The sequence below is a fragment of the Amycolatopsis sp. NPDC104775 genome (assembly GCF_055583325.1).
The window spans coordinates 778,328-786,871 of record NZ_JBVJOE010000003.1; the positions used below are offsets into that span (position 1 = coordinate 778,328).

General features: G+C 66.9%; 6 protein-coding genes. 3 read left to right on the top strand and 3 right to left on the bottom strand.

The window, feature by feature from the left end; all coding sequences use genetic code 11:
• Positions 1-218: 218 nt before the first annotated feature.
• Together ACZ63D_RS17750 and ACZ63D_RS17755 are read right to left on the bottom strand one after the other, a co-directional pair.
• Positions 219-2,153 (bottom strand): APC family permease, encoded by a 1,935-nt coding sequence (locus tag ACZ63D_RS17750; RefSeq protein ID WP_465355373.1) that lies wholly within the window; start codon positions 2,151-2,153, stop codon positions 219-221.
• 50 nt (positions 2,154-2,203) lie between these two features.
• On the bottom strand, positions 2,204-2,737 hold the full coding sequence (locus ACZ63D_RS17755) for a hypothetical protein (protein ID WP_465355374.1): 534 nt from the start codon (positions 2,735-2,737) through the stop codon (positions 2,204-2,206).
• Between the two features lie 148 nt (positions 2,738-2,885).
• Here ACZ63D_RS17755 and ACZ63D_RS17760 point away from each other — a divergent pair, with 148 nt between their 5' ends.
• On the top strand, positions 2,886-3,836 hold the full coding sequence (locus tag ACZ63D_RS17760; protein WP_465355375.1) for a rhomboid-like protein: 951 nt from the start codon (positions 2,886-2,888) through the stop codon (positions 3,834-3,836).
• A 117-nt stretch (positions 3,837-3,953) separates the two neighbouring features.
• Positions 3,954-6,659: a sensor domain-containing protein gene (locus tag ACZ63D_RS17765; protein ID WP_465355376.1), complete on the top strand. Its 2,706-nt coding sequence runs from the start codon at positions 3,954-3,956 to the stop codon at positions 6,657-6,659.
• On the opposite strand, the gene ACZ63D_RS17770 is transcribed toward ACZ63D_RS17765, so the two are convergent.
• Complete coding sequence (locus tag ACZ63D_RS17770; RefSeq protein ID WP_465355377.1) at positions 6,653-7,453, bottom strand: arylamine N-acetyltransferase family protein; 801 nt, start codon at positions 7,451-7,453, stop codon at positions 6,653-6,655. The genes ACZ63D_RS17765 and ACZ63D_RS17770 overlap by 7 nt on opposite strands.
• A gap of 156 nt (positions 7,454-7,609) precedes the next feature.
• On the opposite strand from ACZ63D_RS17770, the gene ACZ63D_RS17775 reads away from it, so the two are divergent.
• Positions 7,610-8,443 (top strand): serine protease, encoded by an 834-nt coding sequence (locus tag ACZ63D_RS17775; RefSeq protein WP_465355378.1) that lies wholly within the window; start codon positions 7,610-7,612, stop codon positions 8,441-8,443.
• Positions 8,444-8,544: the final 101 nt, after the last annotated feature.

Consider the following 8,544-nt stretch of genomic DNA (forward strand, 5'->3'; position numbering starts at 1 on the left):
CAAGATCCTCCACCCAACACACCCAAAAAACCCAGAACACACGACCCCCCCCTTAACCACCAAGCCAACCCCTTCCTTGTGGTTGGGGGGGGGTTGTCAAGGCATCTTTCCCGCCTTGACAACCACTCCCGAACCGTCAGCACAATCAAGCTTCGGGGTGCCCCACGCAGGACGAGCGGCAATGTCGCCGCCAGGCGACGAGCCGAGACACCGCCCCCTCACCCCACATGCACCAACGGCCTCCGATGCGGATCCGGCTCCGCCCTCCGCAACACCTCCCGAGTCACCGGCGGCACATCCCCATCCCCAAAAAACAAATACCGAACCAAAAACTTAAACGGATTCCCCTCCGTCCAAGCAAAGTAAACATGCGGCTGCACCCCAGTATCATCCCGCACCTGCAACAACACCGCCGCGATAGCATTGGCAATAGACGGACTCTTCATCCGCAAAATCCGATACCCCGCCCGCTTCTCCCCATGCACCCGCAACGTAGTCTCAAAATCCGAAGCATCCGAAATAGTCACCTCAAGAAAGAACAACGCACTATCCCGAGGAATATGGTTGTCCTCCCGAGCCTCCCGCTCTTTCTCCCGATACTCAGCCTCATCCCGAGCATCCGGCTCATTGGCGATAATCCGCACCGCCCCAGACCGCACAGCCTTGTCGATAATCCGCCGAGCAGCCGCGTCAAACTCCACCTTCTCGACCCGCAACTCCAACGACCGAGTAGCCCGCGAAATCAACGACGTCACCACAATCGCCCCAATAAAGAACGCCGCGATCTTCACCCCCTCCGGCCGCTCCACAATATTCGCGATCGTCGTATACAAAAACACCAACGTGATCACGAGGTAAGCCCAGAACGTCCGCTGCCGAAGCCGCCGAGCAGACAACGTCACCGCGACCGACGCCGACGAAATCAACACCAGCACCCCAGTCGCGTACGCCCCGCCCTGCGCCTCCACATCAGCATCAAAAATCCAGGTAATCACAAACGCGATCACCGAAACCACGATCACCAACGGCCGGGTAGCCCGAGCCCAATCCGGAGCCATCCCATACCGCGGCAGGTACCGAGGCACGATGTTCAACAACCCAGCCATCGCCGACGCCCCCGCGAACCACAAAATCGCGATCGTGCTGACGTCGTACACCGTCCCAAAACCATCGCCAAGATAGCTATGCGCGAGATACGCCAGCGCCCGCCCACTAGCCTTCCCTCCAGCCTGAAACTCCCGCTGCGGAATCAACACCGCCGTAGCGAAGCTGGACGTAATCAAAAACGCGCTCATGATCAACGCCGCGGTCAGCAGCAACCGCCGCGTGTTGCGAATCCGCCCCACCGGATCCGCCTCGGTGTCCCCACTGGCCCCCCGGACCAGCGGCATCACCGAAACCCCAGTCTCGAACCCGGACAACCCCAGCGCCAGCTTCGGAAACACCACCAGCGCCACCCCCACCATCAACCACGGATTGGGATGCTCGCTGATCAGCAAATTCTGCCAGTCGACAATAAGCTCCGGCGCCCCGAACACATGCGCCAGCGCGGTCACCACCACCACGACGTTCAACGCGAGATAAACCCCGACGAGAACCACCGCGACACCGATCGCCTCAGCGAACCCCTTGAGAAACACCGCCCCCAGCAACGCGATGAGCACCAGCGTGATCCACACCTGCCCGCCATGCAGCGCGGCCGGAACAAACGGATTCTCGATCACGTGCGCGGTCGCGTCCGCCGCGGACAACGTCACCGTGATGACGAAGTCCGTCGCGGCAAAGCCAAGCAGCGCAAGCACCAGCAGCTTGCCGCCCCACCGGGACAGCAGCTTCTCCAGCATCGCGATCGACCCCTGGCCATGCGGGCTCTCCCGCGCGACCCGGCGGTAAATCGGCAGCGCGCCGGCGAGCGTGAGCACCACCAGCACCACAGTGGCCAGCGGCGACAGCACTCCGGCCGCGAGCGCGGCGATCCCCGGCTGGTAGCCGAGCGTGGAGAAGTAGTCGACGCCGGTGAGGCACATGACCTTCCACCACGGCTGTTCGGCCTTTTTGGTCTCCCGCTTGCCACCGGTCATCTGCTGGGCGCGCTTGTGCTCGCCTTCGAGGAGCCAGGCGCGCAACTTCGTATTCGGCACGCGGCCGATCATGCCGGTTTCCGCCCCGGCTCGCGGTCCAAGCTCAGCGCGCGCTCAGGGTTTCAGAGGCAAATGATGTTCAGTACGCACGGCGGTTCGTGACTGCTCGGCGTCGACGGCCGACCGGAACTACTCGGCGGCGCCGACGAGGTCGACGACGGCTGGGTCGGCCCGGTCGGGCTGGTGGTCTCCGGCCGTTCGCTCGACGACGGATGCGCCGGAGCGGAATCAGCCGGATGGTCCGGGGTGGCTTGCTCGCCGAACGGATTGACGTTCGCCTTCGTAGAAGGCGCGCCCCCGACTCCGACCGTGCCCCCTTCGGTCTCCTCGCCGGTGGGCGTGGGCGGGTTGGTTTCGTCGACGCCGCCAGCGCCGCCGGTGCGATCCGGCATCTCGATCACGCGCATCTCGGTGATCCGGGCGGCCCCGTCGTTCGCCGTGGTCCCGTACGAGACGAGCATCGCGGCCGCCCCGCACCCGACGATCACCGCGAGCATCACCGAAACCATGCGCCACCTGGACCGGGACGGCGGCGGAATCCGTCGTTCGTGTCCTTCGCGCACCAGCAGCTCGGCGACCGAAACCTCGTCGTTCACCAGCGAGACCTTTCACCAGGAGTGGCCTATTCCTACCGGATGAGGCCACTGAACGGGTGACAAAGAGCGAAACCTTCTACCCAGAGTGCTCACTCTAGCGGGTGTGAATCACAGCGCATTCACAGCTGCGCTTAGCCAAAATCCCAGCATGCCCAGCCACTCTGGACGCATGTCGCTGCGCGAGCCGGATCCGGCACCCCGCCCGGCGCGCAGCGCTGCCACCACGGAAACCCCCCGGAAGTGGCGGTCCTTGACCTGGCTGCGCAAGCCCCTCCCGACGGCTGGGACCACGCCGGTCGGCGAACCAGCCACGACTCAGCCAGGCGGCACTCAGTTGGCCGATCTCCTCGAATCCCCGCAGCAGACAGCGACCGCCGTGCTGACGAAGAACGATCCGCTCGACCTCGTTCAGCCCGCACCCCGGCTCCCGTTCCTGGCCGCCGTCCCGGCCGGCTGGCGGCCGAGCCGAGCCTGGCTCACCTTCATCCCCAGCCCGCGGTCGACGCCATTCACCTTCGGCTACCTCGTCCTCCTGCTGGGCACCTCGCTGCTGATCCGGTTCGGCAGTTCCAAGCTGACCGGCAAACTCCTCGCGGCCTCCAGCACCGACGCGCACAACATGGCGCGCCATCCCTTCACCGCGCTTCTGACCAGCGCGTTCTGGATCGCCGACGGCGGCTGGCTGCCGTACGCGGTGATCTTCGCGATCGCGGTCGCCCCGTTCGAACGCCGATTCGGCTGGCTTCGGACGGCTCTGGTCTTCTTCAGCGGGCACGTGCTCGCCACGATCGCCACCGAACTGCCGGTCATGGCTTTGATCCACACCGACGTCCTGCCGCATTCCGCGGGCCGCTGGCTCGACATCGGCGTCAGCTACGGCTTCCTCACCACCGCGGGCGTGCTCGTCGCGCTGCTGCGCGGACGGGCCAGGATCGCCGGGCTCGTGGCCCTTGAGCTATTCGTTATCAGTGTCTACGTGACCGACGATCCGGCCAGTCTCGCCTCCGTCGTGACCGCCCTCGGACATGCCTGCGCGGCCCACTTCGGCCTGCTCGTATGGGGTCCGCGACTGCGCAGCGTGCCCCGCGTCGCCCGATAGCACCCCCGGCCGGGGTCCGAACGAGTGATGCAAGCAGCTCCCTGTGCGGATATACACAGGCTTCACTCGGTGGTGTAATCGACGGGCCATACGCCGACAAGGGGGATCGGAAGCACCATGGAGGCTGACGCCCTGGCCGGTGAACCGGGTGGAATCACCCGGCGCGCCCAGCTCGCGGGCCTGCGGCCGGACGCCGGCGCGGGGGTCCTGTTCTCCCTGCACGCCTCCGAACCGGCGACCCTCACCTGGCTGCCCGGCCTCGACGCGGTGCTCGGCCTCCCCGGCGCGAGCGGCAAGGAGCTGTGCGACCGGCTCACCGAACTGCTCCGCCCGCTCACCGCGAACCTCCGCCGCACCCCGCCCGGCCGCGATTTCGAACTCGAACAGCCGCAGGACGGCCCGGACGGCACGCCGCGGCGCATCCGGCTGCGTGCGCGGACCGTCGGCGAACGGGACCACACGACCGGCCTGCTCGGCGTTGCCTCGGCGGTCGCGGAAGCCGCGCCGGAGAAATCCGACCTCGCGGAGCTGTCCGACCGCTACCAGCTGCTGATGGAGCAGAGCCCGGACGCGATCTGCGTGCATTCGGGCGGCGTCGTCACCTACGCCAATCAGGCCGCGCTCGACCTGTTCGCGGCGCGGGCGGCGCATGAGGTCGTCAGCCAGGAGTTCGCGGACTTCGTGTCCGCCGAATCCGTGCACCTGCTGGAGGATCCCAGCACCGAACCCCGCGAAGCAGTGCTGAAACGGTTGGACGGGAGCAAATTCGTGGCGGAAACCGTTTCGGTGCGCACCAGCGACTCGAACCCGCCGTCGTTTCAGGTGGTGATCCGCGACAGCACCGTCAAACACGCCGCCGCGGCTGCCGTCCGCGCGCAGGAAGCGCTGGTCACGCACGTCAGCGACGCCATCGTCACGATCACCGCCGAGGGCATCGTCACCGGCTGGAACCCGGCCGCCGAGACCGTCTACGGCTGGCCCGCCTCCGACGCGCTCGGCAGGCGAGTGCACGAGGTGCTCGGCGTCGACCCGGAACCGGCGTCGATCCGAGACGGCGTCGCCGAGCAAACCCACCGCGGCCGGGACGGCTCGCCGAGGCGGGTCCGGGTGTCCGCGACCGAGACCGCTGACGGCTTCCTCCTGGTCTGCACCGACGAAACCGCACGTCGCCGCGTCGAACAGCACTACGCGACGGTCGTCGCCGCGCTCGACGAGGGCGTACTGGTGATCGGCCCGACCGGGCTGATCGAGTCCGCGAACCCGTCTGCCTGCCGCATTCTCGGCGTCCCGGAGGCGGAACTGCTCGGCGTGCCGTGCACGACGCTCGTGCTGTTCGACGAGGACGGCAACCGGATCCCGGACGACGAACTGCCGTCCATGCACACACGCCGCACCGGGATCACGCACAACGGACTGGTCGTGCGCCTGCGCCGGCCCGACGGCCGCGACGTGTGGGTGTCGCTGACCTCGCGGTTGCTCGATCCGGACAATCCCCAGGGCGTCACGGTGGTCACGTCCTTCACCGACATCACCGAACGGCGCGCAATCAGCGCCCGGCTGGCCCACGAGGCGACCCACGACCCGCTGACCCGGCTCGCCAACCGCACTCTGGTCCTGGACCGGCTGGACCGCCGCGACGGTGCGGAGCCGGCCGCGGTGCTGTTCCTCGACCTGGACAAGTTCAAGCTGATCAACGATTCCCTCGGCCACCCGGTCGGCGACCAGGTCCTGCGCATCGCAGGCGAACGCCTGCGCCGAGCCACCGGCCCCGACGATGTCGTCGGCCGGCTGGGCGGCGACGAGTTCGTGGTTGTCACGTCCGCGACGACCGGCCAAGCGCAGGTCGGCGTGTTCGCCGCACACCTGCGTTCGGTGCTGTCAGAACCGGTTTTCGTGCACGGCAGACAGCTGCATCTCGACGCGAGCATGGGCATCGTGCTCGTGGAACCGGACGACCGCCGCAGTGCGGAGGATTTGCTGCGCGACGCGGATGTCGCGATGTACCAGGCGAAAGCCCGCGGCCGCGGCAGGTTCGAGTTCTTCGACGTCGCCCTGCGCGAGCGCATGCAGCGCAGGCTGCGGATGGAGCAGGACCTCCGCGACGCTGTCCACAGTGGACAGCTGTGGCCCGCCTACCAGCCGGTGGTAGACCTGCGTACCGGCGAAATGGTCGGCGTCGAGGCCTTGCTGCGCTGGACCCACCCGAAACACGGCGCGATCTCGCCCGCGGAATTCATCCCGCTGGCCGAGGAAAGCGAACTGATCAACGTGCTGGGCAAGTACGTTCTGCGCGACACCACGCGCGAGCTCGCCGCCCTGCGCACCGGCCGAGGCCTCGACCTCAGCCTGAAAGTCAACCTCTCCGTGCGACAGCTGGACGACCCGCACCTGGTTCCGGCGGTCCGGGACGCACTGGCCACCACCGGCCTTCCGCCCAGCGCGCTGACGCTGGAAGTAACCGAAAGCGCGCTGATGCGGGATACGTCGGCTGCCGCGGAAGTGTTGTCCGCCTTGCGTTCTCTCGGCGTTTTGCTGGCGATCGACGACTTCGGCACGGGGTATTCCTCGCTGGCCCAGCTGCGTCGCCTGACCCTGGACACCTTGAAGATCGACCGTTCCTTCATCACCGGGATCGCCGACTCCCGCGACGCGGCCGCGATCGTCACGAGCATCATCGCGATGGCGCACGCGGTGGATCTGACGGTGGTAGCGGAAGGCGTTGAGACCGCGGAAGAACTGGCGCTGCTACGGGAACTCGGCTGCGACCAGGCCCAGGGGTATCACCTCGGAAGGCCGTTGGCCGCAGCCGAGTTGTTTCAGTAAGTCTCGAGCAGCGCCGCCAGCTCGTCCTCGGTCAGGACGACGTCGAGATCCTCCAGCGTCTTGCCAAGATCAACCGGTTCGATCGTGCGCTTCTCGACCGTCCCGTCCGGACGGCTTTCCTGGTACTCCCGGCCGAGCAGCCGACGGAAGCGTCCGGGTTCAAGCCGCATCACCACGACCCGACCGGTGAACGGAGACTTCGGATGCGTGGACGTGTAGTGGTGAAACACCTGGTAGTCGATCGGCCGGCTGTGCACCACCGGAAGCAGCTCGTGCAGATCCTCCCAGCCGTCGCCGTCTTGTTTCTGCAGCACCCACCAGCCGTCGCGCTGGCTCATCCGATGCGTCCACCCGGCTTGATCGACCTCCGCCCCGTCGATTAACGGCATCGGCACCAAAATCCCGGCCCCGAACCCGACGTCCACGAGAAACTGTTGTCCCTCAACGGTAATCACCAGCGTCATATGCGTGTACGGCCCGCTCTTCCGCGGCTGCACCCGCGCGACGGTGCGCTGCACCTCGTACCCCAGCTGCTCGGCGACAGCCGCGAACAACCCTGACTGCTCGTAGCAGTACCCGCCCCGCCGCCGCCCGACGAGCTTCTCGCTGACGACGTCCAGCTCGATCCCGCGATGCCGGCCGATCACTACGTCGACGTTCTCGAACGGGATCGCCTCGACGTGCGCCCGCGCCAACCGCCCCAGCGCCGCTACCGACGGTTCTTCCCGCCGCTGCCCGACTCGCGCGAGGTAAGCGTCGACGTCTACTGCCTCGATGTTCCATTCCCCAGCCATGGGACCAGTCTGCAACCTCTAGCTTGCTCGAGGTCAATAGTCACCCAGGGTCACAACGGTTGTGACTGGCACCACTCTGTGGTGTGATGCACCCCCGACGCCTACCAGTCAGTAGCACACGTTCGAGTGAGTGCTGGCCTTCTCGAAGGGAGCCCGATGAAGACCCCTCGACCACTGGCCCGGGCCAGTGCGGTGACGGCGCTGTCCACCGCCGCCGCGTTGCTGCCCGCGACCGCGTGGGCAGCGTCCCCGACCTGGGCACCCGCCGACACCGCCGCCGTGCATCCCGGAGTGCAGACGCACACCAACGGAGCGCAATGCACCTCGAACTTCGTCTACAGCAACGGAACCGACGTCTTCCTCGGACAAGCCGCACACTGCTCCGGCACCGGCGGTTCGACCGAAACGAACGGCTGCTCCGCCGGTTCGCTCCCGATCGGCACCCCGGTCTCGATCACCGGGGCGAGCAAACCAGGAACGCTCGTCTACAACTCGTGGCTGACCATGCAATCCCGGCATGAGGCGGACGCCGACACCTGCCAGTACAACGATCTCGCGCTCGTGAAGATCGACCCGTCGGACGTGTCCAAAGTGAACCCGAGCCTGCCTTTCTGGGGCGGACCGACCGGGGTGAACACCACCGGCACGAAGCAACTCGGCACCGTGCTGAGCTACGGAAACTCCGAACTGCGCGGCGGAATCACCCAGCTGTCCCCCAAACAAGGCACCAGCCTCGGCGACACCGGCAACGGCTGGAGCCACACGGTCCTGACCGTCACGCCCGGCATCCCCGGAGATTCAGGCAGCGGCTTCCTCGACCGCGACGGCAAGGCGCTGGGCGTGCTGAGCACGCTGAACCTGCTGCCGCAACCAGGCACGAACGGCGTCGGCGACCTTTCGCGCGAACTGGCGTACGCCAACGCCCACGGCGGGCTGGGGACGATCGACCTCGTTCCGGGGACGACCGCTTTCCGCGGCCCGTTGATCTAGCGTCGAGTTTTGCGGCGGGGGGGGGGGGGGGGGGGGGGGGGGGGGGGGAGAGCAAGTTTCTTCTTCCCCACCCCCCCGTTCGCCGCGAAAAATAGGCTCGT